Annotated in this window: 26 protein-coding genes; 13 read left to right on the top strand and 13 right to left on the bottom strand. The window is 53.9% G+C overall.

Annotated features, from left to right (window positions below; all coding sequences use genetic code 11):
• Positions 1–66 precede the first annotated feature (66 nt).
• From suhB to K0I31_RS12130, 6 genes are all read left to right on the top strand, one after another.
• Positions 67–870: an inositol-1-monophosphatase gene (gene suhB / locus K0I31_RS12105; protein ID WP_220078552.1), complete on the top strand. Its 804-nt coding sequence runs from the start codon at positions 67–69 to the stop codon at positions 868–870.
• Between the two features lie 347 nt (positions 871–1217).
• Positions 1218–2390, top strand: coding sequence for an NnrS family protein (locus tag K0I31_RS12110; protein ID WP_220078553.1), 1173 nt, complete (start codon positions 1218–1220; stop codon positions 2388–2390).
• 107 nt (positions 2391–2497) lie between these two features.
• The gene (locus K0I31_RS12115) at positions 2498–2902 is read left to right on the top strand and encodes a phosphate-starvation-inducible protein PsiE (protein ID WP_011866120.1); all 405 of its coding nucleotides are present in this window, start codon (positions 2498–2500) and stop codon (positions 2900–2902) included.
• A gap of 315 nt (positions 2903–3217) precedes the next feature.
• Positions 3218–3520, top strand: coding sequence for a PilZ domain-containing protein (locus K0I31_RS12120; protein WP_011866121.1), 303 nt, complete (start codon positions 3218–3220; stop codon positions 3518–3520).
• A 113-nt stretch (positions 3521–3633) separates the two neighbouring features.
• Positions 3634–4302: an AAA family ATPase gene (locus K0I31_RS12125; protein WP_011866122.1), complete on the top strand. Its 669-nt coding sequence runs from the start codon at positions 3634–3636 to the stop codon at positions 4300–4302.
• Positions 4289–4633 (top strand): hypothetical protein, encoded by a 345-nt coding sequence (locus K0I31_RS12130; RefSeq protein WP_011866123.1) that lies wholly within the window; start codon positions 4289–4291, stop codon positions 4631–4633. Before K0I31_RS12125 ends, K0I31_RS12130 begins: the two co-directional genes overlap by 14 nt.
• Positions 4634–4668: 35 nt before the next feature.
• On the opposite strand, the gene K0I31_RS12135 is transcribed toward K0I31_RS12130, so the two are convergent.
• Positions 4669–4911: a YecH family metal-binding protein gene (locus tag K0I31_RS12135; protein ID WP_041406649.1), complete on the bottom strand. Its 243-nt coding sequence runs from the start codon at positions 4909–4911 to the stop codon at positions 4669–4671.
• A 157-nt stretch (positions 4912–5068) separates the two neighbouring features.
• On the opposite strand from K0I31_RS12135, the gene K0I31_RS12140 reads away from it, so the two are divergent.
• From K0I31_RS12140 to K0I31_RS12150, 3 genes are all read left to right on the top strand, one after another.
• The gene (locus tag K0I31_RS12140) at positions 5069–6766 is read left to right on the top strand and encodes a sensor histidine kinase (protein WP_220078554.1); all 1698 of its coding nucleotides are present in this window, start codon (positions 5069–5071) and stop codon (positions 6764–6766) included.
• Complete coding sequence (btsR, locus tag K0I31_RS12145; RefSeq protein ID WP_220078555.1) at positions 6763–7473, top strand: two-component system response regulator BtsR; 711 nt, start codon at positions 6763–6765, stop codon at positions 7471–7473. The genes K0I31_RS12140 and btsR overlap by 4 nt, the downstream gene beginning before the upstream one ends.
• Positions 7474–7592: 119 nt before the next feature.
• Positions 7593–9029, top strand: coding sequence for a carbon starvation CstA family protein (locus tag K0I31_RS12150; protein WP_011866127.1), 1437 nt, complete (start codon positions 7593–7595; stop codon positions 9027–9029).
• Positions 9030–9164: 135 nt separating this feature from the next.
• On the opposite strand, the gene K0I31_RS12155 is transcribed toward K0I31_RS12150, so the two are convergent.
• The 9 genes from K0I31_RS12155 to K0I31_RS12195 all read right to left on the bottom strand — a co-directional run bounded on the left by K0I31_RS12155 (position 9165) and on the right by K0I31_RS12195 (position 17018).
• On the bottom strand, positions 9165–9704 hold the full coding sequence (locus tag K0I31_RS12155; protein WP_220078556.1) for a YaeQ family protein: 540 nt from the start codon (positions 9702–9704) through the stop codon (positions 9165–9167).
• A gap of 68 nt (positions 9705–9772) precedes the next feature.
• Positions 9773–10684 carry a precorrin-2 dehydrogenase/sirohydrochlorin ferrochelatase family protein gene (locus K0I31_RS12160; protein WP_220078557.1) on the bottom strand — a complete coding sequence of 304 codons (912 nt, stop codon included), beginning with the start codon at positions 10682–10684 and terminating at the stop codon, positions 9773–9775.
• A 70-nt stretch (positions 10685–10754) separates the two neighbouring features.
• The gene (locus K0I31_RS12165) at positions 10755–11072 is read right to left on the bottom strand and encodes a putative signal transducing protein (RefSeq protein ID WP_011866130.1); all 318 of its coding nucleotides are present in this window, start codon (positions 11070–11072) and stop codon (positions 10755–10757) included.
• A 172-nt stretch (positions 11073–11244) separates the two neighbouring features.
• On the bottom strand, positions 11245–12192 hold the full coding sequence (gene secF / locus K0I31_RS12170; protein WP_011866131.1) for a protein translocase subunit SecF: 948 nt from the start codon (positions 12190–12192) through the stop codon (positions 11245–11247).
• Positions 12193–12205: 13 nt separating this feature from the next.
• The gene (gene secD / locus K0I31_RS12175; RefSeq protein WP_220078558.1) at positions 12206–14056 is read right to left on the bottom strand and encodes a protein translocase subunit SecD; all 1851 of its coding nucleotides are present in this window, start codon (positions 14054–14056) and stop codon (positions 12206–12208) included.
• A gap of 39 nt (positions 14057–14095) precedes the next feature.
• Entirely contained in the window at positions 14096–14428 is a 333-nt protein-coding gene (gene yajC, locus K0I31_RS12180; protein WP_041406650.1) for a preprotein translocase subunit YajC, read from the bottom strand.
• Positions 14429–14455: 27 nt separating this feature from the next.
• Entirely contained in the window at positions 14456–15580 is a 1125-nt protein-coding gene (tgt, locus tag K0I31_RS12185) for a tRNA guanosine(34) transglycosylase Tgt (protein ID WP_011866134.1), read from the bottom strand.
• A gap of 167 nt (positions 15581–15747) precedes the next feature.
• Positions 15748–16785 (bottom strand): tRNA preQ1(34) S-adenosylmethionine ribosyltransferase-isomerase QueA, encoded by a 1038-nt coding sequence (gene queA, locus K0I31_RS12190; RefSeq protein WP_220078559.1) that lies wholly within the window; start codon positions 16783–16785, stop codon positions 15748–15750.
• A 71-nt stretch (positions 16786–16856) separates the two neighbouring features.
• On the bottom strand, positions 16857–17018 hold the full coding sequence (locus K0I31_RS12195) for a hypothetical protein (protein ID WP_186300684.1): 162 nt from the start codon (positions 17016–17018) through the stop codon (positions 16857–16859).
• A 176-nt stretch (positions 17019–17194) separates the two neighbouring features.
• Between K0I31_RS12195 and K0I31_RS12200 the strand changes: the two genes are divergently transcribed.
• On the top strand, positions 17195–17788 hold the full coding sequence (locus K0I31_RS12200) for an acyl carrier protein phosphodiesterase (RefSeq protein WP_220042720.1): 594 nt from the start codon (positions 17195–17197) through the stop codon (positions 17786–17788).
• Positions 17789–17914: 126 nt separating this feature from the next.
• Entirely contained in the window at positions 17915–18355 is a 441-nt protein-coding gene (locus K0I31_RS12205; protein WP_220078560.1) for a protein disulfide oxidoreductase, read from the top strand.
• 78 nt (positions 18356–18433) lie between these two features.
• On the opposite strand, the gene K0I31_RS12210 is transcribed toward K0I31_RS12205, so the two are convergent.
• Entirely contained in the window at positions 18434–19786 is a 1353-nt protein-coding gene (locus tag K0I31_RS12210) for a sigma-54-dependent transcriptional regulator (RefSeq protein ID WP_220080837.1), read from the bottom strand.
• Positions 19786–21420: a sensor histidine kinase gene (locus K0I31_RS12215; RefSeq protein ID WP_220078561.1), complete on the bottom strand. Its 1635-nt coding sequence runs from the start codon at positions 21418–21420 to the stop codon at positions 19786–19788. The genes K0I31_RS12210 and K0I31_RS12215 overlap by 1 nt, the downstream gene beginning before the upstream one ends.
• 337 nt (positions 21421–21757) lie before the next feature.
• On the opposite strand from K0I31_RS12215, the gene K0I31_RS12220 reads away from it, so the two are divergent.
• Both K0I31_RS12220 and K0I31_RS12225 read left to right on the top strand, forming a co-directional pair.
• Complete coding sequence (locus tag K0I31_RS12220) at positions 21758–22534, top strand: hypothetical protein (protein WP_220078562.1); 777 nt, start codon at positions 21758–21760, stop codon at positions 22532–22534.
• A 96-nt stretch (positions 22535–22630) separates the two neighbouring features.
• Positions 22631–22966 carry a hypothetical protein gene (locus K0I31_RS12225; RefSeq protein ID WP_220071723.1) on the top strand — a complete coding sequence of 112 codons (336 nt, stop codon included), beginning with the start codon at positions 22631–22633 and terminating at the stop codon, positions 22964–22966.
• Between the two features lie 75 nt (positions 22967–23041).
• Here the strand turns inward: K0I31_RS12225 and K0I31_RS12230 are convergent, their stop codons facing one another.
• Complete coding sequence (locus tag K0I31_RS12230; RefSeq protein WP_220078563.1) at positions 23042–24556, bottom strand: PhnE/PtxC family ABC transporter permease; 1515 nt, start codon at positions 24554–24556, stop codon at positions 23042–23044.
• Positions 24557–24560: the final 4 nt, after the last annotated feature.

The following is a 24560-nucleotide window of genomic DNA, read 5'->3' on the forward strand; positions in this document are numbered from 1 at the left end:
ACGCTTGAAAAGCGTATAATACGCGCCGATTATTTATATCTGTTCTTTAACATCCAGGGGATTGTAATGCATCCGATGCAGACCATCGCCGTGCGCGCCGCTCGCGCCGCCGGCCAAACAATTATGCGTGCCTATACCGAACTCGACCGTGTAGAAGTTAGCGCAAAAGGTATCAATGACTACGTGACTAACGTAGATAAAGAAGCTGAAGCTGCCATTACATATCAAATCCGCAAGTCGTACCCTGACCACACCATAGTTGGTGAAGAAAATGGTGAGAACAAGGGTCAAAACAGCGACTACATGTGGATTGTCGATCCTCTGGATGGCACTAACAACTTTGTTAGAGGCATCCCTCATTTCGCGGTATCTATCGCCGTACAACACAAAGGCAAGACCGAAGTTGCCGTCGTCTACGATCCTGTTCGTGACGAGCTGTTCACCGCCGTGCGCGGTAAAGGCGCCAAACTAAACGATTTCCGTATTCGCGTAAGCAAGGCGAGCGATCTCGATGATGCCATCGTGGGTACAGGTTTCCCCTTCAAGGCGAAGCAACACACTGAAACTTACATGAAACTTTTTGCTTCTACCTTTAGCCAATGTGCCGATCTGCGCCGTGCAGGTTCAGCCGCCCTGGATCTGGCTTATGTAGCAGCGGGTCGTATGGACGCCTTCTTCGAGATCGGTCTCAAGCCTTGGGATATCGCTGCTGGCGACCTGATCGTCCGTGAAGCCGGCGGTACCGTCACCGACTTTACCGGTAACCATGGCTACATGGGTTCAGGCAACATCATCGCTGGTAGCCCTAAGGCGACTGTTGCCATGGTGAAGAGCTTCCGCCCTCTGCTGAGCGATGCCCTTAAGCGTTAATCCCCGGATTAAATAGCATCGCACGCTAAAGACCGCCTTCATGGCGGTTTTTTTATGTCTGAATTTTAAGGCATCTGTTAATCGATTTTGTTTATGTCTTCGAGTAGCGCTTTTCTCTATGTCTGTCCTACGTTCAACTGTTAGTTGCAGTCAGCTTTCCTCAAGAGTGCCCCTTGTTAAAAGCCGCCACGCGAAATTGCTGTCCCAGACGAAGAAGCCGCCTTCATTCAAAGCCGGTGCACGGAATCAATCCTGGTTAATTAAAAGCGAGCAGCGCTTATTTACATGCATATAAATTACACCTTATAATATCCTACATATTTACTCGGATATATAATGAGACGCGTATGCTTAACATAGACGAACCCGCCCATCTCCAACCCAAACTCGCCCTGCTACGTTTGGGATTTCGTCCCTTCTTCCTGTTTGGCGCCCTATTCAGCCTGGTCGCCCTGGCGCTGTGGGGCAGCTTCCTCACCGGTCGTCTCGGCTTCACGCCCCACGGTAATCCGCTATGGTGGCACGGCCATGAGATGTTATTCGGCTTCGTGATGGCGATTGTCGCCGGCTTCCTGTTAACCGCCTCGCAGACCTGGACCGGCCAGAAGAGTATCAAGGGCTGGCCTCTGGGCGCCCTCTTCCTGCTATGGCTGGCACCGCGCATCTTGCTGGCAAACAATCAATGGGGCACGTTTGAGGTGGTCGCCATGCTGGATCTGCTGTTCGCTCCGGCGGCCGCGCTGGTACTGGCGAGACAGGTGATCGCCGTCAGGCAGTGGCGCAACTTTGCCTTCATCCCCATCCTGCTGTTGCTTACTGTGGCCAACGCCCTGAGTTACTACGGCGTCAGCAGCCAAAACAGTCTGCTGGTATCCCACGCCTTTCACGGCGCCACCATCTTGATGGTCACCATAGTGGCCCTCATCGGCGGCCGGGTGATCCCCTTCTTCACCGACAGAGCCACACAGTGGCAGCGACTGGACAACATCTCCTGGCTGGAAAAGCTCACCTTCGTCAGCCTGATGGCACTCTTTATCGCCATGCTTATCGGTCAGTCCCTTGCAATAATGCTCTGCGCCGCCGTGGCTGGGATCACCCTACTGGTGCGCTGGTCCCGTTGGGGCGTGCAATCGACCTTTGGCGTGCCGCTGCTCTGGTCGCTTCACCTGAGTTATCTCTGCATTCCTGTGGGTCTACTGCTGATCGCTGTGGGGGCCAGCGTCTCTGCCGGTTTGCATGCCATGACGGTGGGGGGGCTCGGCGGCATGATCCTGGCGATGATGGCCAGGGTCTCGCTAGGTCACACGGGTCGCAACCTCATGCCACCTAAGGTGATGACGGGCGCTTTTGCGCTGATCCTCATCTCGACCATCACCCGCGTCTTGGCCAGCCTGTTCCCGACGCAGTTTATGCTCTGGCTGACTATAGCACTTGTGGCCTGGATCTTTGCCTTTGGCACTTTCGTTATCTGTTATGCCCCTATTTTGCTCACGCCAAGGGTAGATGGCAGACCTGGCTAGGCCCTAACAGAGGCTAAAGCGTCAGATTGTGAAAAGCATCACACCCAGACGCTGGCGTAGCGCTCAATACTTGTTACCATCTATAAAAACACAATTGAGCGCTATTTATGGGAAAACTCTACACGCAATATGGCTCTAAAAGCCTCAAAGCAATAGAACATTTTGTTTTAATTATCATCGCCATCGCCACCATAGTGGCCATAGGGCAAGAGATAGCGCACATCATTAAGATGGGAGAGGTGGCACTGGCGGATCTGCTGCTACTCTTCATCTATCTCGAGGTGCTGGCCATGGTGGCCAACTACGCCGAGTCGGGTAAGTTGCCGGTGCGGATGCCGCTCTATATCGCCATCGTCGCCCTGGCCCGGTACCTGATTCTCGATATGAAGGGAATGGAAGACTGGCGCATTCTGGCGATCTCAGTGTCTACCCTGGTGCTTGCCAGCACGGTTATCGTGATCCGCTGGGGTCAGCTAAAGCTTCCCTATCCGCGCAAAGAGGACGACCACTAGCCTGTTTATGAGCCAGTGAGCTCTAGGCCTTCAATGGCAGACAAGTTACGGGGCGGTAAGCTATTAAGACGGTATGCTATTAAGACGGTAAGCGCCGCCCCTCTTATCATTAAATGCCTGACTCGGCCGACATAGACTCCCCAAGCGTTACTGCGTTCCTATTCACTCCTCATCGCTCCTCACTAGCCTGTTTACCCATTAGCTCGCCCGCAAATAACTAACCGTTATTCATGTTGTTATAACTATTATTTCCCTCATAAACTGTGCTACGTTTAAAGGGCTTTACCCCTATCTCTAACAGCAAGGAATACTCTGATGGATCAAAGCCACGAAGATTTTGAAGAACGCCGTCAATCCCTGCGGGTTGACATGGAAGCCGAACGCATACTGATCTCATGGACAGATGGCTTAGGCGTGGTGCACACAGATGATGCTATCTGTATGGATCTGGCACGTCGTGGTGTGCTGATTGAATACAAGCAGGCCTTTACCCTGGGTGAACTGCTCACGGTGACCTTCAATCCCAACACAGATAAACAAAACAGCATCAAGGCTCAGGTGTGTCGCTGCAGCGAATGTGCCCCGCACCGTTTCCAGGTTGCGATGCAAATTATTTAGGCTTTTCAGTGAACTAAAAACGGGAGTTCAGGCAGTATCCATAACTCTGTTCTATACTAAACAGCACAAGTTCTGCGACATAAATCAGTGCCAATGCTTGAGGGAGACACGCTATGATTCTGCTTGTTGGGGGTGAGAAAGGCGGCGCGGGCAAGAGTTGCCTGGCCCAGAATATCGCCGTACATATCACTCAAAAATTCAATGCCAACGTATTGATGGTCGACTGTGATCCCCAGCGCACCACCTCAGACTGGATCCAGGCCCGTAACGAAGATGCCAGCCTGCCCGCGATCAACTGTATCCAACTGTACGGTAAAATCCGTAATGATCTGCTTGGGTTAGACCAAAGGTTTGACTATGTGATCGTCGACTGTGGCGGTCAGGATAACCTGGCGATGCGTGCGGCCATGTCGGTAGCCACCTATGTGGTGCTCCCACTCAGGCCAAAGCGGCGCGATCTCAAGACCCTCCCCCATATGGAAGATATGCTCAGCACCTGTAAGATGGTTAACCCTAAGATGGTTGCAACCGTGGTAATGACACAATGCCCAGCGCTACCCAGCCAATATAAACGCATATTGGAGGCCAAAGAGGTGGTTGAGTCATTTGGGCTGAGGGTATTGGACGCGGTAACCTTTAGCCGCAACGTCTACGATGACAGTGAAGAACAGGGATCGTCGGTCATCGAAATCGAACCGGATGGAAAAGCCGCCGCCGAGATACGTGCTATCGCCGATGAACTGTTTGCGATACCACCAGAAAATTCCTATGAGCTTAACTGATCTTAAACGTCGTAAATCCAAACCTCGCAAGAAATTGTCGGTTGAAGATTTTATCGAGGATGCCAACAACTATGCGTTTGGTCAGCCGAGCCTTGCCAATCGCGTCAAGAAATCGCGCAAAACCAACACCACGGTCAATCAGAAGAAACAGGCGAGTCGCATCTTTCGCCACGCCACCTTCACCCTGACCGAGACCAGCATAGCCCAGCTCAATACGCTGGCGAAGGAGAGCAAGGTCGCCAAGTCGCGGCTGATCCGTATGATGATCACCGAGTTCGCCAGCAAATCCAAGGCCGAGCTAGAGGTGCTAATAGAGCTCAGCCAGGACTAGTCATTCGTTAGTGACTATTCGTTGATGACTCGTTGTTAGTGATTACAGATACGATCGGCTGCGGTGGCAATCCCCTCGGCCGACTCGGTAAACTTACCCTTACGCTCGAGAAACGCGATCAGCTCCTGGGCATCCATCTCGCTGGCCGAGCAAGTATGATAACGAGCCTGCTCACCAAACTCCTTATGCATGAGCTGAGTCAGCTCCCCCTTAGATATTGCGCGGCCCAAGGACAACATAAGTTCCATCACCTGATGGCCATGAATTGAATCTGACATACTCTTCCTAAAAGACATAAAATAGATATCTCTTTATAACCTATCTCTGTGGCAGAAACTTTGATCCCGAGCCCAAAGCCCGCCCTTGTCCTAAAACCAGCGCCGGTGCTATGCTGAGGATCACTAAGGCCTCTCCCACACGAGTACCCAAGTTTCTATGCCTTTGATCCTCCTGCTAACCCAACAGATGTGCCTCTACCTGGTCATAGTGTACCTGCTGAGTAAGACGCCACTGTTCAAGCTATTTGCCGAGACGGCAACCCGTCTGCCTCATAAGATCTACATCTATCTTATCTTCTCGGGTTTCTGCATCATGGCCACCTATTTTGGCGAGCAGACCAACGATGCCATCGCCAATACCCGCGCCATGGGCGCCGTGCTCGGCGGCCTGTTAGGCGGACCCGTTACCGGCTTTTTGGTGGGCCTAACCGGCGGCCTGCACAGATACAGCATGGGCGGCTTTACCGACTTGGCCTGTGCCATCTCCACCACGTTAGAGGGCCTATCGGCGGGCATAGTCGGCTATTACCTGCGTAAGCAAAACCGCAGCGAGATGGTCTATGCGCCGCTGCTGGTCGCCCTGGTCACCTTCTCCGCCGAGATGTTACAGATGGCGCTGATCCTGGCCATCGCCAAGCCCTATGGTGATGCCCTAGCCCTGGTGAAACAGATAGCCCTGCCCATGTTGACGGTCAACTCCATCGGCGCCGCCCTCTTCATGAGCATGGTGCGGGATCAGAAGACCATGTTCGACAAGCTCTCCTCAGCCTTCTCCACCAAGGCACTTAAGATTGCCGAGCGCAGCGTGGGGATCCTCTCCAAGGGGTTCGATCAGGAGGGCAGCACTAAGGTGGCGCAGATCATCTTAGAGGAGACCAATGTCGGCGCGGTGGCGATCACCGACAGGGAGAAACTACTGGCCTTCATCGGCATCGGCGACGACCATCATATTCCCGGCACGCCCATCTCCTCAAAGATCACCCAAGATGCCATAGAACAGAACTGTGTCATGTTCGCCGACGGTGTGGAGACCCCCTATGCCTGCTCCATCTCGCCCCAGTGTCGCCTCGGCTCCAGCCTGGTGATCCCCCTGAGGTGCGAGTCTGAGGTGATAGGCACCATCAAACTCTATGAGCCCAAGAATAAGCTGTTTCTCAACATTAACCGCACGCTGGGTGAAGGGATCGCCAGGCTGATGAGCAACCAGATCCTCTACGGCCGCTATGAACTGCAACAGAGCCTGCTGACTCAGGCGGAGCTCAAGCTGCTGCAGGCGCAGGTCAATCCCCATTTCCTGTTTAACGCGCTCAACACCATCGCTGCCATCATAGGCAAAGATCCCCTGATGGCGAGGCAGCTGCTGCAACACCTGTCGCAGTTTTTGCGCATCAACCTCAAGCGCACCACGGGCCTAGTGACCCTCAGCGACGAGCTGGAACATATCGACGCCTACCTCACCATAGAAAAGGCAAGATTTATCGATAAGCTCAGCGTGCATATCGACATTCCCGCCACGCTGCACCACTACCGCCTACCGGCCTTTACCCTGCAGCCCATCATAGAGAATGCGGTAAAGCATGGCACCTCACACCTGCTGGAGCCCGGGGAAATCTGGGTCAGTGGCAGAGCCGAGCAAGATTTATTAATATTGGAAGTAAAAGATAATGCAGGTCTGTATCGGGAAGAGCTCAATGCAGACACCTCAGGATTAGGTATGTCCATCGTCCATAAGCGGATTCAGAGCCTGTTTGGCCCCCACTATGGCGTTAAGATCAACTGCGAGAAGGACCGTTTTACTCAAGTCATTATTACCCTGCCGCTAAATGATGTGGCACAAACGGAACCCATAGCGTGATCACTTGCTTAATTATCGACGATGAACCCTTTGCCCGCGAAGCCCTCAACGACCAACTTCAAGCCTATCCCGATCTCGAAGTCATAGGCCAGTGCAGCAACGCTATCGAGGGAATGCAGGCCATAGGCAAACTCAAGCCGCTGCTGATTTTCGTCGATATCCAGATGCCCAAGATCAGCGGGCTCGAAATGGTGGCCATGTTGGATCCCGACAGCATGCCCAGGGTGGTGTTTGTGACGGCCTTCGATGAATACGCCATCAAGGCCTTCGATAATCATGCCTTCGACTATCTGCTCAAACCCGTGGATGAGGCACGCCTGGCCACCACCATATCCAGGGTGCGCCGGGACCTGCACCAGGTGCCACTCGATGCCGTGTTGCCAACGATGCTCGAACATGTCCCCTGTTACTGCGGTAACCGTCTCAAGGTGATCAACGTCGAAGAGGTGGAGTTTGCCTTTAGCGATCTCAGCGGCATCCATGTCACCACGGCGCAGGAGCAGGTGCACACCCATCTGACCCTCAAGGTGCTGGAAGAGAAGACAGATCTGGTGCGCTGTCACAAGCAGTATCTGGTCTCACCCCAGGCGATCAGCGAGATCGTTATCTTAGAAAACGGCGCCGAGGTGCTGACCCACTCGGGTAAGACGGTCCCTGTCTCCCGCCGCTTTCTGAAACCGATAAAACAGCACTTCGGCTTTCACTAATACAGTTACCGGCTCGATTTTACCGCTTAATCTGCTTATTCGACCACTCACCTAAATGTCGGTTTCCTTAAATTGCCGACAGGTTACACTCTTGTTAACTTTAAATGGGAGTACTAATTATGATGTGGTTTCTAATGTGTGTCGGCCTGCTACTCGGCGGATACTTCATCTACGGTAAGTTTGTTGAGAAGGTGTTCGGTATCAATACCGCTCGCCAAACCCCCGCCTTTACCAAGACAGACGGCGTCGACTATGTGCCTATGTCAAAAGGTAAGGTCTACCTGATCCAGCTGCTGAACATTGCTGGCGTCGGCCCCATCTTCGGCCCTATCTTAGGTGCCCTCTATGGTCCCGCCGCCATGTTGTGGATCGTGATCGGTTGTATCTTCGCCGGTGCGGTGCATGACTACTTCTCTGGCATGCTGTCGGTGCGCAACAATGGCCAGTCTGTGCCAAACCTTGCCGGTAAGTACCTGGGCAACAGCGCGAAGCACTTCATGAACGTGTTTGCCATCATACTCCTACTGCTTGTGGGCGTGGTTTTCATCTCGGCGCCTGCTGGCCTGCTCGGTAAATTGACCGGTTGGGACGTTAGCCTGTTCCTTGGCATCATCTTCACCTACTATCTGATCGCCACTATCGTGCCGGTCGACAAGATCATTGGTCGCCTCTATCCCTTCTTCGGCGCCCTACTGCTGTTCATGTCTGTGGGTCTGACCATAGCACTGATCGTCTCTAGCGAGCACACCCTGCTGCCAGGTTTCAGCGCCGGTGACTTCCTGTCTAACCTGAACCCTAACGACATGCCACTCTGGCCTGCCCTGTTCATCACCATCGCCTGTGGCGCCGTATCTGGCTTCCACGCCACTCAGTCACCGCTGATGGCTCGCTGCGTCGAGAATGAATCTAACGGCCGTTTCGTGTTCTACGGCGCCATGATAGGTGAAGGTATTATCGCCCTGATCTGGTGTGCTATCGCCCTGTCATTCTTCGGCGGTGTAGAAGGCCTGAATGCCGGCATGGCGGGCAACCCTGCAAACGTTGTGTATGAAGCTTCTACCGGCCTGCTAGGCGCTGTGGGTGGATTCATGGCTATCCTAGGTGTGATTGTTCTCCCTATCACCTCTGGCGATACCGCATTCCGCTCTGCACGTCTGATCTTGTCTGAGTTCTTCAAGATGCCACAGACTGCATTGCCTAAGCGTCTGGTCCTGGCTATCCCACTGTTTGTGATTGGTGCGATTCTGACCCAGGTCGACTTCGGGGTGATCTGGCGTTACTTCGGTGTGGCTAACCAAACCACGGCCGTGATGATGCTTTGGACCGCTTCTGCCTACCTGCTGCGTCATAACAAGCTGCACTGGATCTGTACCGTACCGGCCATGTTCATGACCACTGTGGTTATTAGCTTCCTGCTGAATTCTGCCACCTTAGGTGCAGGCCTACCTATGACGGTTTCTACCATTGCCGGTGTAGTATCGACCTTGGTCATTACCGCACTCATCATAGTGAAGACTAAGGGTCGCGGCGAAGAAGAGTTACCCGAAGAAGCCTAAACACTCCAGTAACATCCCCCAAAGTAAAAAACCAGTCGCAAGACTGGTTTTTTTATGTCTGTGTCGGTATCGCTGACAACACCAATCCTTTTAACGCTCAACACCAATCGTTTTAGCGCTCAACGCCAGAGCGCTTTATCCCTTTAGCTGCACAGGGACAATATGCACGCTGCCGCTATCGTTGGAGAGCCACACCTCACCCTCGCTGATATTATATTGCAGGCTCATGTTGCGACTGACCATCTCGCCCATCGCCTTCACTTGCTCTTCGGGCAGGTTCCACACAGCAAGGTTCTGATATCGGCTGAGGGCCTGCTCATTTTGCTGCCACCATATAGGCACGGCGCGGCCGCCATAGGTATAGAGCAACACCCTATCGGCGCGGCTGCTGGCCTTCCTTAGCCACTTCTCATCGCTCTGACCAAACTCGATCCACAGCTCTATCTCGTCGCTTAAGGATTTCTGCCACAGCTCGGGCTCACCCTCGACGCACAGCCCCTTGCTAAAGGCCAGGGTGTCGCTGGCGTTCAGGGCAAAGGCCAGCAGCCTGACCATCATGCGGGCATCGGTTTCGGATGGGTGTTGTGAAAGCGTGAGGGAATGATCTTGATAGTAGCCACGATCCATGTCGGCAATCTGCAGCTGCACTTTATAAACGGTTGCTTTGGGCGCCATAATGCTCAGTCGTTAAGAATAAAGCGCCTAGTTTACCCTAAATAGGCGCTCTTTGAGCAAGAGATGCGTTACAGTGCGCCCGGGCGCAGGTGTTTCGCCCTGGGGAAATGGGCCACCAGCTGGGCTATGGTCTCAGTTTCACCATAGACCATCACCCGCTCGCCCTTATCTAACCTGGCTGACAACTCACTGAGCGGTAACATGGGCTGACGCCCGGCGTCGCGGCGCACCAACTCAGACAGACGCTCAGGCAGCACTAAGTCACTACAGAGCCAGTCGAGACGCTGCATCATAGGCACAGCGGCCAGAGGCAGCAGATCGATTGGGGTGTGGGCCTCGAGCAGCAAGAGCTCGCCGCTCCCCGAAAGCGTACCGAACGCCTGCTCGAAATAGTTATCCGTGCGCTCGTCGAATCTGTCACCATTGAGGCGGAAGAACTGCTCCCAGAACAGCTTACGCTGCTCAAATGCCGGCAGGCGATGCTGCACCTCGGTGCGTTTATCGGCGATGAAATCGAACAGTTCACTCAAAGAGGCCGGCAGCCAGGTCTCCAAACGTGCCCTAAGTTCGCGGGCGAACACAGGCGCGGCGCCACTGGTGCTGATGGCAACCTGTAGGCGGCCCCTGTCGACGATGGCGGGGGTGATGAAGTTACAGAGCTTGGGGGCATCGACCACATTGACCCAGAGCCCAAGCGCCTTAGCTTGCAGGGCAAACTGACGATTGAGAGGCTCGTCACTGGTGGCCATATAGAGCAGATCTATCCCTTCGAGGTCATCGAGCTCGGCGAATCTCTGCTCCAGGGCGATCTGCCCCTGGTTAGCCATGGCCATCACGGCATCGCAGACATCCGGAGCGATCACCCGAATATGGGCCTGGGTGCGGCTCAACAGCTCTAATTTGCGGCTGGCAACCTCGCCAGCCCCTATCATCAGGATCTTCAGCCCATCGGCCTGGGCGAAAATGGGAAAATATTGCATCGATTAAATGACTTGTCTCGACTAAGGATAAGACAAGAGTAAAGTAAGCCTCTGCGAGCGGCAAGCACTACTAGCTGAGCTGCTCGCTGCGCTCGGCGCTGCAATGCCAGCAGAGCTCAAAGTTACCTTCATTCATCTCGTGGCATTTGACGCACTGCCACTTGGGACTCTCGCTGTTTAGGGTCTCAAGCTGCGCCCTGGCTGCCTCATACTGAGACTCCGCCACCCACAGCTCGACATCCTGTAGATCCACCGGCAACTCGCCGATCCCACCCAGCAAGGCCTCGCCTCGCAGTTCGACCCCGATACCGCAGGCCTCCAACATCCCTTTCCAAGCATGGGCCTGTAACAAGTTACCACCGGCCACCAACTTACTGCGCTCTTCCATCTTTATCCCCTACAACGCTTGCTCTTTTTGGCAAATTATCAGGTGTATTGATTAATCGCTGAACATCCTAGCCTTAAAACTTACATTTTGTCGAGTCGGGATCCGGCCAATTTGGCAATAAAAAAGCCACGCAATCGTGGCTTTTTCATGACACTGGTCGGGCAGCATGTGCCTATGGCATCAATGCATCCTGATCCGCGCCCTCTTTTTCGATCTCCACAGGCATCATATGCTCGCGGTTGATCCCCAGCTTGACCGCCAGGAAACTCGCCACATAGATAGAGGAGAAGGTACCCACGAAGATACCCATCAGCAAGGCTGTCGCGAAGCCGTGGATCATGGTGCCCCCCTTGAGGAACAGGGCCACAACTACCACCAGGGTAGTACCTGTGGTGATGATGGTACGGCTCATGGTTTGGGTAATAGAGTTGTTCACCACCTCTTCTGGGGTACCCTTACGCATCTTGAGGAAGTTCTCACGGATACGGTCAAACACAACGATAGTATCGTTGAGCGAGTAACCTACTACCGTGAGCACACCCGCCAGCACCGTCAGATCGAACTCCAGCTGGAACAGCGAGAACACACCGAGCGTGATGATCACGTCGTGCGCCAATGCCGCCACCGAACCGAGCGCCAGACGCCATTCGAAACGGAAAGAGACATAGATAAGAATACAGATCAGCGCCACCAAGACGGCCAGGCCGCCCTGCTCGGCAAGCTCTTTACCCACCTGAGGACCAACAAACTCAACACGCTTCTGGCTTACACCTGGATCGACTTTAGCTGCGGCCTCCATCACATGCGCAACCTGTAGGTCGCTCTTCACGCCTTCCTTTACCGGCAGACGGATCAGCACGTCACGGCTCGAACCAAAGTTCTGCACCACGGCACCATCAGTCTCGTCTGAGGTCAGGGCTGCGCGCAGCTGATTCAGATCGACAGGGTTCTTAAACTCCATCTCAACGACGGTACCGCCGGTGAAATCTAGACCCCAGTTTATTCCATTAACCGCCAGAGAAGCCAGAGAGCCGATCACCAAGATGAGTGATAGCGCACTGATAGCCACGGCGTGACGCAGGAAGTTGATCGTGCCTTTAATTGATAAAATCTCGAACATGGTCAACGTCCCCTTAAATAGACAGTTTCTTCACGCGCTTACCGCCCCAGATAGCGTTAACTATCGAGCGAGTACCCACGATGGCGGTGAACATAGAGGTCGCGATACCTATCATCAGGGTCACGGCGAAGCCTTTCACGGCGCCGGTACCCACGGCAAACAGGATCAAGGCCGTCATAAAGGTGGTGATGTTGGCATCGGCAATGGTTGAGAACGCGTTGCCATAACCTTCATGGATCGCCTGTTGTACGCTGCGTCCTGCACGTAACTCTTCACGAATACGCTCGTAAATCAATACGTTACCATCAACCGCCATACCGACTGTCAATACCATACCGGCAATACCCGGCAGGGTCAGCACGGCGCCAGGGATCATAGACATGACGCCCACTACCATTACCAAGTTAGCCGTCAGCGCCAGGTTAGCGATAAGGCCAAAGCCGCGGTAGTAGACCAGCATGAAGATCAATACGACCGCCATACCCCAGATCATCGCCTGCAGACCGTTGTCGATGTTCTCGGCACCCAGGCTAGGACCAATGGTGCGCTCTTCGACAATTGAGACTGGTGCAATCAGAGCACCGGCACGTAGCAAGAGGGCCAGGTTTTGCGCTTCAGAGTGGTCAAGACCGGTGATCACGAAGTTGCGGCCCAGACGCGCCTGGATGGTCGCAACCGAAATCACCTCTTCGATCTTATCCATCTTCACGCTGCCGTCAGGGTTCTTGGCACCGTTATCTTTATACTCGATGAACAGGGTCGCCATCGGCTTGCCGATGTTGTCCTTGGTCACATTCGAGAAGATAGAACCACCCTTAGAATCCAGGTTGATAGACACCTGAGGACGGCTGTATTCATCGAAACTTGGCTGTGCGCCCTGAATATGGTCACCAGTAAGCATTACCTCTTTTTGCAGAGCCACTTTACCGCCTTCACGGCGATCATAGATCTGCGAACCTGGTGATACGCGACCGGCTGCAATCGCCGCCGCATCGGCCTTCTCGTCTACCATGTGGAATTCGATAGACGCAGTCGCACCCAGGATATCCTTGGCGCGGGCCGTGTCTTGAACACCCGGTAGTTCGACGATGATGCGCTCCGCGCCTTGGCGCTGAACCACTGGCTCGGCAACACCCAACTCGTTTACACGATTACGCAAGGTGGTGATGTTCTGCTGCAGCGCTTCCTCTTTAACTTGCTTGAGGTAGATCTCGCTCATGTTCGCCAGCAGCATGAAATCGCTACCAGATGACGCATCGACGAACACCATCTCGTTAGTGCGGCTCTTGAGGAATCGTTCTGCCTTGGCTAAATTCTCGGCATCACGAAACTTGATCTCAATCCCTTTAGGGGTATTGCGAATACCCGCATAACGAATTTTTTCACCACGAAGATCGGTTCTGAAATCAGCAATTTTCGCTTCGGTCATCTTGCGGATCGCCTCGCTCATGTCCACTTCCATCAGGAAGTGCACACCACCACGAAGGTCCAGACCCAGCTTCATCGGGCTACCACCCATAGACTCCAGCCACTGAGGCGTAGCCGGGGCCAGGTTAAGCGCCACGATATATTTGTCGCCGAGTACCTCGGCAATTGCTTCTTTCGCCAGCAGTTGCTGGTCCGCATCGGCAACACGTACCAATAGCTGACCGTTTTCCAACTCTGAACGCTTCACCGCGATGCCTTTCGCCGACAGAATGTCAGTGACTTCACTCTGAGTCGAAGCATTAACTTCCGCGCCACGTGTGGCCACGACTTGCACCGCGTGATCTTCACCAAATAAATTTGGAATTGCGTAGAAGGCACCGACGGCGATGATCAACGCCACCATCAGGTTCTTCCACATTGGGTATTTATTTAACACACCATCGCCCTCTTGGCTTAAAGTGACTTAACTTTCAACTTAAAGTGACTTAATAGACCCTTTAGGCAAAACAGCCGCTATGTAATCCTTCTTGATTGTGATTTCTGAGGTTTCGTTGATCGTCAGCAACACATAATCGTTGTCATCGCTGATCTTAGCGATCTTACCCAAGATCCCACCACTGGTGAGCACTTCATCACCCTTGCTCAACGAGCTCATCAGGTTCTTATGTTCTTTTACACGCTTAGATTGCGGACGGAAAATCATGAAGTAAAAGATCAGACCGAAAATGACCAGCATGAAAACCAGTTCCATGGTACCACCCGCACCACCTACTGGCGCATCGGCTGCGTATGCATTTGAAATGAACATATTTCTCTCTTCTTATTAGCAGTAAAATTAATCGGATAACTTAGGAACTTCGCGACCTTGACTGGTATAGAACTCCTCAACAAAGGCGTCTAATGTACCTGTCTCGATAGCGCCACGCAAACCTTCCATCAACATTTGGTAGTAACGCAAGTTGTGAATGGTGTTTAAACGTGCTCCTAAAATTTCATTACAACGATCTAAGTGGTACAGATACGCCCGTGAGTAGTTCTTACAGGTGTAGCAGTCACACTTAGCATCGAGCGGTGAAGTGTCATCACGATGACGCGCATTGCGGATCTTGATAACCCCTTCACTGGTAAACAGGTGGCCGTTGCGCGCGTTACGCGTCGGCATGACGCAATCGAACATGTCGACACCTCTACGTACCCCCTCAACGAGATCCTCCGGTTTACCTACCCCCATCAAGTAACGCGGCTTATCGGCCGGGATCTGTGGGCAGACATGCTCAAGAATACGATGCATATCTTCCTTTGGCTCCCCAACCGCCAAACCGCCGACGGCATAACCGTCGTATCCAATCTCTAACAAGCCTTTAAGGCTCTCATCGCGCAGGTCTTCATACACACTGCCCTGAATGATCCCGAACAGGGAGTTAGGGTTTTCCAGACGGTCAAACTCATCGCGTGAACGCTGTGCCCAACGCAGCGACATCTGCATCGACTTGCGCGCCTCGTCATGTGTCGCCGGGTATGGCGTACATTCGTCGAAGATCATCACCACATCTGAGCCCAGCGAGTATTGGATCTGCATCGACTTTTCCGCGTCCATGAAGATCTTTTCGCCGTTGATTGGCGAGCGGAAATGCACGCCCTCTTCGGTGATCTTACGAATGTCACCCAGGCTAAATACCTGGAATCCGCCTGAATCGGTTAAGATAGGACGCTGCCAATTCATGAAGTCATGCAGATCGCCATGCTTGCGCATGATCTCTTCACCAGGACGTAACCAAAGGTGAAAGGTGTTCCCCAGCAGAATATCGGCGCCCGTGGCGCGCACTTCTTCTGGTGTCATCCCTTTTACCGTACCGTAGGTGCCCACAGGCATGAATGCCGGGGTCTCTACCGTACCGCGTTCGAACACTAAGCGACCGCGACGCGCGCGACCATCGGTTGTATCTAATTCAAATTTCATTTTTAACCTCGCCAGAGAAACAGTCTGACTCTCTTGTGCCATTAAAACAGACACAGCTGAACAACAGAGATAAGGGCAAACAACTCAGTATCAACCCTTATCAATAAAAATCTCTAAAAAAATACCCACCTCAAGTGTGGGTGGGTATTTTAAAGCAAAATCATCGCTTAGATCGCTTTTTTAGTCACAAACATGGCATCGCCATAGCTGAAAAAGCGGTATTTTTGCGCAATCGCGTGCTGATAGGCGTTTTTCACCTCATCGAAGCCGGCAAAGGCGCTGATCAACATGATAAGGGTCGATTCCGGCAGGTGGAAGTTAGTCACCATGGCATCGACAATTTGAAACTCATAACCTGGGTAGATAAAGATGTCGGTGTCGTTGCTGTAGGCCTTAAGCTCTCCTTCACTGGCCTTGGCCGCACTCTCTAATGAGCGCACCGAGGTGGTGCCTACGGCGATGACGCGTTTGCCGGCCGCCTTGGTGGCCTTAATGCTATCGACCACATCCTGAGGCACCTCGGCCCACTCGGAGTGCATCTTATGATCTAAGATGCTGTCGACCCTAACCGGCTGGAAGGTGCCCGCGCCCACATGCAGGGTCACGAAGGCAACGTTAACACCTTTCTCTTTCAGCGCGACGAGCAGAGCATCGTCAAAGTGCAGACCCGCCGTTGGCGCGGCCACTGCGCCAGGGTTCTGATTGTAGACTGTCTGATAACGCTCTTTATCGGCATCCTCATCGGGACGGTCGATATAGGGCGGCAGCGGCATATGGCCAACCTCTTCGAGCACCTCGAGTATGGTGGACTCGCTATTGAGCTCAAGCTCAAACAGGGTGTCGTGACGGGCAAGCATGGTCATCTCGTAGCCGCCGTCTAAGCAGATGATGGTGCCGGGCTTAGGTGACTTGGAGCTACGCACATGAGCCAGAATACGCTTGTCGTCCAGCATACGCTCAACCAAGATCTCCAGCTTGCCACCGGTTTGCTTCTGACCGAAGACGCGCGCCGGGATCACTCGGGTGTTGTTGAACACCATGAGATCGCCAGGGTTAACCATCTCCAGGATATCGGTAAATTGCTTGTCCGCCACCGCGCCGCTATTACCATCGAGTGTCAATAGTCGGGACGCCGTGCGATTAGGCATGGGGTAACGGGCGATCAACTCATCGGGAAGATCGAAAGAAAAGTCGGCAACGCGCATAGTCTGTCTCTGCTTAGCATAAATCGGCCGCTAGTCTATTGGCTGATGATGATAAGATCAAGACACACAGCTTAGCTGGCCTTCTTCTCCTTGTCGGCCACGACAATATTGGCCTGTAGATCTAAGCTAGCTTTTCGATAACTGTGCTGTTCGAAGGGGATATCGACCTCGACCCGCCGCCGTCGAGAGGAAGATTTTTTGCCTAGGCGTTTCATTAACCAGTTCCACATCATCCATGATCCTTTAAACCGATAATTAATATGAGGAGTCATAGGTGCACATCCTGTCGATCCCAATACCTAAGCAAGCCGTCGGTGAAAGATAACGTCGCGTAGAATAAAGGTTTCATCGCACCTTCTGGCATGATAACGTGAAAAGCGTGATTTAACAAAGCAATTAACTTTATCTAATGAACTTTTTGGCTCATCTGCACCTGGCAGATAACAGTAAAACCGATCTTGCCGCCAACCTTGCCGGTGATTTTGCCAAGGGCAATATCGCCGACCATCCCAAGGCCCTGCAACAGGGGATCTGGCTGCACAGGCAGATAGACTCGCTTACCGATAGCCATGAACTCACCAAAGAGCTCAAGGCGGCCTTCCCCAAGACGCTGCAACGCGCCGCGCCGATACTGATCGATCTGGCTTTCGACCATATGCTGGCCAAATATTGGGAAGAGTATCACCACCTGCCACTGCCCGACTTTGCTCAGCAGGCTTACCTAGCGCTCAGCAGCGCCGAGCAGCTGCCTGTTAATCTGAGCGATCTCATCATTCGCATGCGCCAGGAAAACTGGCTAATCGCCTATGAGAGCCGTGAAGGGCTGAATCAAACCATTAAGGCGGTAAGCAAAAGGGTTTCAAAGCCGGAAATTTTCGATGGCGCCATCGACACGGTTAAGCGGATGGATACCGAGATAGAGATAGCCTTTCGCACCTTCTATCCTCAGTTGATGGCCTACAGCCGCATCTGGACCCGCCAGACGCCGCCCGAGTTTCTCTAACCGGTGAAGCGCTAAACCTAAGGGTTCAATTCTGTGTTATCGACCTTCAAAAGCCTGGCAAGCAAGCTAAAGCCGTTCGTTAGGCCTAGGCGCAAGCGGTATCGCTATCTCAGAGATGCCGCATTAATGGCGCTACTTGCCTTTGCTCTGCTCAGCTATCAGCAGCGCAACATGATCTCAGGCGAGGCGCCGCCCCTGCGCGGCATCACCACCCAAGGTCAGCCCATTGCACTTGAGCGGGGGCAAGTTACTCTGGTCTATTTCTGGGGCACCTGGTGCCCGGTCTGCCGCGTCACCTCGCCCATGGTCGACGGCGTGGCCGAGCAGCACAAGGTGATCAGCATAGCCGTCGCCTCGGGCACAGATGATGAGATCAACCAATTCATGGCGGAGCACAACTATCGATTTGACGTCATCAGCGATGAGGAGATGCTGCACCAGACCTGGGGGGCAAGCGTTTTCCCCGCCATCTACATCATCGACAAGCAAGGGCAAATTCGTTTTAAGACCTCTGGCGCCACCAGCAGCTGGGGCATGAGACTCAGGCTGTTGCTCGCGGCCTGGTGAGCTATCGCTTTAATTGACATAGACGCTATCAATATTCCTCAAGCAACAGCAGGCCGCTAATGCGGCAACACAGCTAATCTAGACCAGCTGATATTTCTCCAGCCGATAGAGAAAGGCCTTGTAGCTCAGGCCTAAACACTTGGCGGCCTTGGTACGATTACCTTCGAAACGGTCCAGGGCCTGGCGCAGGCAATCTTTCTCGAAACTCTCCCACTCGATACCCGCCTCGGGCAAGACAAAACGCCTGGTATCCAGCGGCTGCGGCGCGGCGCCGAGTTCCTGCACCATCTCATCTTCATCGCCGAGTAACACGAAACGTTCGATGCGATTCGCCAGCTCGCGCACGTTACCCGGCCAGCTATGATCCAGCAGCGACTTTAAGGTATCCCGGCTTAGCTTGGGCACCTCCATGCCATATTGATTGGCGTGGAGTTTAAGAAAGTGCTCCACCAGTCGGCCGATATCCTCGGGTCGCTCCCTAAGCGCCGGCATATGGATAGGCACCACGTTGAGGCGGTAATAGAGATCCTCGCGAAAACGCCCCTCGGCCACCTCCTGCTGCAGATCCCTATGGGTCGCGGCGATCACCCTGACATCCAGCTTGATCTCGCTGTTCTGCCCGAGGCGGGATATCACCCCCTCTTGCAAGAAACGCAGCAGCTTGGTCTGTTGCAGCAGGGGCAGCTCGCCTATCTCGTCGAGAAAGACGGTGCCGCCATCGGCCGCCTCCAACTTACCTATCTTCTGGGTATTGGCCCCCGTATAGGCCCCCTTCTCGGCGCCGAACAGCTCAGCCTCGGCCAGGGACTCGGGGATCGCGCCGCAGTTGATGGCGACGAAGGGTTTATGGCTACGGCCCGACAGCTGGTAAAGCGCCCGCGCCGCCAGCTCCTTGCCCGTGCCACTCTCGCCGCCAATCAGCACGGTTGCATCTGTGGCGCTCACCCGCTGTACCCTCTGATACACCTTCTGCATCAGGGAAGAGCGCCCCACCAGCCCCACCAGCTCCTGCTGCTGAGACAGCTCGGAAGAGAGGCGGCGGTTCTGCCGCTTCAGCGCAATAGACTTGGCCACCTTTTCGATGGCCAACAATAGACTCTGGCGCTGATAGGGCTTGGCCAGATAGTCGTCTGCCCCCGCCTGCATGGCGTCTACCGCGTGAGTGATGGTGCCGTAGGCGGTGGCGATGATAAAGCCCATATCCGGGTGTTCGCGGCGCACATAGTTAAGCAGATCCATGCCGGTTAACTGTCCCAACTTCCAGTCGGAAAACACCAGATCCGGCGCAGATGCCTTAATCATCACGATCGCCTGCTCGACGCTGTCGGCGCTCTCCACCAAATACTGGTTGGCCGTCAACATCTGCACGATCAATGCTCTCTGATCCGGCTCATCCTCTACCACCAAAATATGCAACTTAGGCTGCTCCATCATACTTCCTCTGTCTGGGGCTTATCTTCTTGCTGTGTTTTATTACTATCTGGCTTGGCGAAATAGAGGGTCACCAGAGTGCCGCCGCCGGGATTATCAGCAAAGGTGATGCGCCCACCGTAGTGCCCTTGAATCAAACGCTCGGCGATATAGATCCCCATGCCAGTACCTTCAGCCTTGGTGGTCACATGGGGCTGCGCCAGCTTATCACGCACCTCAGGGCTGATCCCCTTGCCGGTATCGGCCACCACTAAGGTATAACTCTCATCATTTTCCGCCAGGGTCAGGTCGATACGGCCTGTGTCCGGGGTGGCCTCCACCGCATTGATCACCACGGCGTGCAAGATGCTGCGGATCTCAGACTCGGCGCCCTGCACCTGGATCCCTTGATCCTCACAGTGAAAGGCGATGCTGGGCTTGCTGCCGTTGATCGACAGTTCCAGCAAGATATCCTGCACTGTGGCCGCCAATGGCACCCATAACTGGCGATTCACCTGGGTGCTCGACAGTGTCAGCAGAGATTGAATGCTCTTATCCATCATGGCGATCTTCTGCTGCATCTGGCTAAGCAGCTTGTTTGCATCCTCTATCGATTCTGACTGGGCGACCGCCTCAGACAAGAGCCCCAGGGTATGCAGCGGATTACGCAGGCTATGGGCGATCCCCCGGGTCACCTCACCCAGTTCAGCCAGCTGCTTCTGCTGCGCCATCTGCTTCTTCTGCTCGCTAAGGGAGGCGAGCTGACGGCTCATCTTATTAAAGCCGTTGAGGATACTCTTTAGCTCTTTGACCCCACGCTCATCCACCTGATAGCCAAGCTCCCCCTGCCCCAACTTCTTATGGCCCTTCGCTAGGGCCGATAGCGGCGCGCTGATCACATGGCTGAGCATATAGACCAATAAGAGGCCAGCCAGTGAGCTCATCAGAATCGCCCCTATCATGGACTCGCTGAAACGCTCCAACTGCTCATTGGTCTCCTGATTAGGCAAGTTGATATCATGGGCAAATTCCAGCGCAACCTTACCCTTCTCCGGCGCAGTGGGCGAGATAGGTGCGTCTATGATGGCCACGTTGCCCTTGTCGAGCCAGCTGTTGGTGTCTATCTCAATCTGGCTCACGGCGTCATGCAGGCGCCGGCGATACTCATCGGCGGCCTCGCGCTTGGCCTCGGCAATACTCGCTCTTTGGCGCTGCTTAAGCTCCTTCTCGTAGGACATCATGGCGTTGAGATGATCCCTAAGCTCCTGCTGCTTGGCCGCCAATTTGGCGCGAAAGAAGGCTTTCTGCTCGGCGGAGGCATCATCCGTCTCCATCTCCATGCGCACCACCTCTTCGCTAAGCTGGGCAATCGCCTGGGAGACAGATTCGATATCCTGCTCAAACTCCTGCCTGAGCGCCTCGGCATCTTGAAGTGACTCCTGCAGGACCTGCTCATCAAACTGCACCACAAACTCTTGCTCTGTGCCGACGTTGTCGATCAACACCTTCACCAGGTTTTGCGACAGATCCCGCGAGCGCTCACCGAGCTCGCTCTGCAACTGCGCCTTATAGAAATGGGACACCAGCAGCTGGCTGCCTCCCAATATCAGGATGAGCGCGCCAAATAGCACAAACAGATAACCTTTAATCGACATAGAGCCCTCTAGTTTCGATAACAATGCCGCGTCGGCGCTTGAGAAGATTAGTAATAGAGCGCCCGCCTCTCAGGTTATACAAAAACAGTACCAAGATAAAACCCCTTGTGGATCACCCGATTAACCTCCGGGTGTCTCTAGCCATGCCCAGACTCAGCCATGAATTTCCCCATATAGGGAAATCCATGTCCCATATGGGGGTGAATCGCCTGGGGCGATAGGCGAGTTTTTACGACAACTGCTCGCGAATGCCTTATCCAGTCTGGATTTCGCTAGTTTGGCACGCCTCTAGCAATACATAGGGAAATCATAATTCATCACTATGGAAGGAAACACCATGAAACTCAATAAACTCACTTCGCTTATCGCCTGCTCTGCGCTACTGTCATTTACCCTGGCGGCGGCACCTACCGATGTACGTCAAATCGATTTTAATGACAACCAACTCAAGGCCAACCTGATTCAAGATGGCGACAAGGACACTAAGTTGACCCTGGACCTCCAGGGTAAACAGCACCACTACAGCTTCAGCAATGATGAGATAAAAGATGAGAAGCTCATCAGGCAGAAGCTCGCCAAGCTGCCTAAAGAGACCAAAGATAAGATGGTCCGCCTGCTCAAGCAGATCGACGGTCACGAGTCTCACTACCATTACCTGCGCCACAGTGAGCTATCTGAAGCCGATCAGGCCAGAATGGACGCGCTCACCAAGAAGATGGCCAAGAAAGAGGCCGAACTAGCCAAGCACATCGCTAAGATAGAAGTTAAAGTTGCGGCCAAAAGTGCTGAAATGGAGACCAAAAGAGCCGAAATGGAACGTAAAGCCGCAGAGCTTGAAGCTAAGGCCCGTGAATTTGAGGTGATTATAGATACGCAAGATGGCGAGTTTAATAAAAACATAGAGCTGTTATCGGACGATATCGCCGAGATCGCCACCGAGATTGCCGAGATCGAAATGAAATACCACGGTGACGGTGAGCGAGAGTTTGTGGTGATAAGAGGCGATGACCAAGCCGATGTGGAGCAGCTGATCCAGCTTATCGAAACCGGCAAGCTGAGCGATGACCAAAGGCGCAAACTTCAACAGGCGCTAAACAATGATGATCGCAAATAAATGAAATTGTGAACAATGCGATAGAATGCGCCGCTGCCCCAAGGTAATCTGCCACCAAGATGTTTACTCTCACTCCGACAACTTGAGGCAATTATTATGTGGTGGCGCATTCTCATCATCTTTCTCGCTTTCGCACTGCTCGGTGCCCACTTTATGCGCTTCGGCCAGACGCTGATCAGCGCGGCCTTCATCGCGGCGCCACTATTGTTACTCATTCGCCACGTGGCCATCACCCGCACCCTACAGTTGGTGCTTATCTTAAGCGCCATCTTCGTCTGGGGCCTGAGCGGCCTGGATTATGTGCAGATGCGCATCTCGATGGACGCCCCCTGGCTAAGACTTGCCATCATAATGTCGGCGGTGACCCTGTTTACCCTGCTGGCATCATTCTGCTGCCAAGGCGTGCAGCGCCTGAGACAGGCTAGGCGCTAGACTCTCATTTAATAGTCATTCGCTAACGAGTCATGCACTAACGAGTCATTCGCGAACTTGTCTTTGGCAAAAAAGTTAGACCACGCAAGATACCTGGCCGACCGCCATCCCTTGATTCAGGCGCTTGGCCAGCATGCGCCGCGCCAAACTATCCACCAGCACGTTGAGTAAAGCGGTCACGATAAGCAGATAGAAGGCGTTGTTGTAACGTATCTCGCTAAAGGCGCTATCGATATAGAAGCCTAGCGTCATCACCCCCAGCACGCCAAAGATGGCGGTCTCCCGCAGTATCACCTCGAACCGATAGAAGAGTAGCGACATCAGGTTGGGATAGATGCGCGGCAACACCTCATAACCATAGTGGTCGCTGCGGCGCTGATACAGGGCGCTGGGGTTGACCAGGCTGTCCTGGCGCGTCAGCAGATAGGCGATCAGGGCGCCGTTGTGCAGCCCCAGAGCCAAGATGGCGGGCAACATGGAGGGGCCACAGAGCATCATGAAGATGAAGGCCAGAATATACTCAGGCATGGAGCGCATGATCAGCAGTAAAAGCTGCCCTATGGGCATAGAAAACTTGCCACGGCTATGTATGCTGGCAAAACGATGGCCGAAAAGTGCCAGCAGATGGGTTAGCCCCAGTGCGCTTATCGCCAGCACTAAGGTGGCCCCCACGCCGGGTAAGGCCTGCTCAACAGTCAAACGCTGCCACCAGCTGGCAAATCGCGACAGTCCCTGTGCAAACTCTTGCTGCCCATAGATCACCTCGCGGATCCCAGGAGGCAGAATATCTACCGTTAAGAACTGCCAAACCAGCTGCAGATCCACGCTGGTCAGCTTAGGCAGGGTAAACAGCGCCGCCAACAGATAGAGCGGCAGCAGACGCCTGCGAGACCAGAACGGGATAGTGCCGATCAGGACCACGAAGAGGATGAGCAGCGCCGCCCCCTCGTGATACTTACCCTGACGAAAGGCGGTCTCCAAGTAGAAACCTAGAGTCGGCATGCCAATGAAGCCCAGTACAGCGCTGCTGCGCAGGGCACACTCGAACCGGTAGCGCACATAGGCCAGCATCAAAGGCAGCACATGGCCAAGCTTTCCGTAGAAGTAAGCACTCAGCCTGTCGCAACCGAAAGGCAAGGTGTCATTGGTGCTACTGGGCGCCTGCTGCAGTATGTCATGAAATACCCTGGCAAAGGTGGCGCCATAGGGTAAGGCGATCGCCAGCACACCCGTCACCGGCGACAGGCCAAAAACTTGCAGAAAGAGCAGTGCCCAGAAGATCTCATGGATCCCCCGCACCATGGCACAGATCCCAGCTATCCAGGGCGAGCGATAAACCAATGCCAAGGGGGAGCCGAGCAGCAGGCCGAAACTCACCCCGAGCAGGGCAAAGCTCACCGTCTGCCACAGGGCATTGACCAGCGACTCGGTGGCGAAGAAATCTGGCGTCAGCAGCCCCTGCCCCATGCGCAGCAGCTCACCCCAGGGATCCAGACTGATGATCTCAATATCGACAAACAGCAGACTGATCGCCACCAGCAGCCAGAGGCCCAATGTCAGCCGCTGCCAGGGCCCGACAAACTTAAACATCTGA

Origin of the sequence: Shewanella spartinae (assembly GCF_019457555.1) — a bacterium.
Classification (GTDB): domain Bacteria; phylum Pseudomonadota; class Gammaproteobacteria; order Enterobacterales; family Shewanellaceae; genus Shewanella; species Shewanella loihica.

Coding starts and splice junctions, on each gene's coding strand:
- suhB (WP_220078552.1), top strand. CDS start 67: ATGCATCCGATGCAGACCATCGCCGTGCGCGCCGCTCGCGCCGCCGGC.
- K0I31_RS12110 (WP_220078553.1), top strand. CDS start 1,218: ATGCTTAACATAGACGAACCCGCCCATCTCCAACCCAAACTCGCCCTG.
- K0I31_RS12115 (WP_011866120.1), top strand. CDS start 2,498: ATGGGAAAACTCTACACGCAATATGGCTCTAAAAGCCTCAAAGCAATA.
- K0I31_RS12120 (WP_011866121.1), top strand. CDS start 3,218: ATGGATCAAAGCCACGAAGATTTTGAAGAACGCCGTCAATCCCTGCGG.
- K0I31_RS12125 (WP_011866122.1), top strand. CDS start 3,634: ATGATTCTGCTTGTTGGGGGTGAGAAAGGCGGCGCGGGCAAGAGTTGC.
- K0I31_RS12130 (WP_011866123.1), top strand. CDS start 4,289: ATGAGCTTAACTGATCTTAAACGTCGTAAATCCAAACCTCGCAAGAAA.
- K0I31_RS12135 (WP_041406649.1), bottom strand. CDS start 4,911: ATGTCAGATTCAATTCATGGCCATCAGGTGATGGAACTTATGTTGTCC.
- K0I31_RS12140 (WP_220078554.1), top strand. CDS start 5,069: ATGCCTTTGATCCTCCTGCTAACCCAACAGATGTGCCTCTACCTGGTC.
- K0I31_RS12150 (WP_011866127.1), top strand. CDS start 7,593: ATGATGTGGTTTCTAATGTGTGTCGGCCTGCTACTCGGCGGATACTTC.
- K0I31_RS12155 (WP_220078556.1), bottom strand. CDS start 9,704: ATGGCGCCCAAAGCAACCGTTTATAAAGTGCAGCTGCAGATTGCCGAC.
- K0I31_RS12160 (WP_220078557.1), bottom strand. CDS start 10,684: ATGCAATATTTTCCCATTTTCGCCCAGGCCGATGGGCTGAAGATCCTG.
- K0I31_RS12165 (WP_011866130.1), bottom strand. CDS start 11,072: ATGGAAGAGCGCAGTAAGTTGGTGGCCGGTGGTAACTTGTTACAGGCC.
- secF (WP_011866131.1), bottom strand. CDS start 12,192: ATGTTCGAGATTTTATCAATTAAAGGCACGATCAACTTCCTGCGTCAC.
- yajC (WP_041406650.1), bottom strand. CDS start 14,428: ATGTTCATTTCAAATGCATACGCAGCCGATGCGCCAGTAGGTGGTGCG.
- tgt (WP_011866134.1), bottom strand. CDS start 15,580: ATGAAATTTGAATTAGATACAACCGATGGTCGCGCGCGTCGCGGTCGC.
- queA (WP_220078559.1), bottom strand. CDS start 16,785: ATGCGCGTTGCCGACTTTTCTTTCGATCTTCCCGATGAGTTGATCGCC.
- K0I31_RS12195 (WP_186300684.1), bottom strand. CDS start 17,018: ATGATGTGGAACTGGTTAATGAAACGCCTAGGCAAAAAATCTTCCTCT.
- K0I31_RS12200 (WP_220042720.1), top strand. CDS start 17,195: ATGAACTTTTTGGCTCATCTGCACCTGGCAGATAACAGTAAAACCGAT.
- K0I31_RS12205 (WP_220078560.1), top strand. CDS start 17,915: ATGGCGCTACTTGCCTTTGCTCTGCTCAGCTATCAGCAGCGCAACATG.
- K0I31_RS12210 (WP_220080837.1), bottom strand. CDS start 19,786: ATGGAGCAGCCTAAGTTGCATATTTTGGTGGTAGAGGATGAGCCGGAT.
- K0I31_RS12215 (WP_220078561.1), bottom strand. CDS start 21,420: ATGTCGATTAAAGGTTATCTGTTTGTGCTATTTGGCGCGCTCATCCTG.
- K0I31_RS12220 (WP_220078562.1), top strand. CDS start 21,758: ATGAAACTCAATAAACTCACTTCGCTTATCGCCTGCTCTGCGCTACTG.
- K0I31_RS12225 (WP_220071723.1), top strand. CDS start 22,631: ATGTGGTGGCGCATTCTCATCATCTTTCTCGCTTTCGCACTGCTCGGT.
- K0I31_RS12230 (WP_220078563.1), bottom strand. CDS start 24,556: ATGTTTAAGTTTGTCGGGCCCTGGCAGCGGCTGACATTGGGCCTCTGG.